Raw genomic sequence first — 275 nt, forward strand, 5'->3', positions numbered from 1 at the left:
TCGGCAGATCCAGCAGCCATTCGCCGGGGTAATCGACAATTTCAAGGTAGAGAGTGGCGGTATCTTTGAAATGGCGCAGCAGCGATTCATCCGGACGATAGCGCAGCGCCAGTCGCATTTCGCTCACACCACGCGTCGGCGTCGGCCACATCGGCGGCGTGCCGTACAGCTGCGCCAGACCTTCGACGTAGGTGAAACGCGGCGTGCCCAGTTCACGCTGCGGCACGCGCTTGACGCCCAGCAGGCGATCTTCGCGCACCACGCAAAACAGCGGC

General features: G+C 62.9%; 1 protein-coding gene. It reads right to left on the reverse strand.

From position 1 onward, the window contains the following. Positions 1-275: YcjX family protein (locus tag KVT28_RS25065; protein WP_217550866.1), on the reverse strand; the 275-nt coding region annotated here is incomplete at both ends.

The organism is Pantoea sp. GbtcB22, from assembly GCF_019091025.1.
In the GTDB taxonomy this organism is placed as follows: Bacteria; Pseudomonadota; Gammaproteobacteria; order Enterobacterales; family Enterobacteriaceae; genus Pantoea; species Pantoea leporis.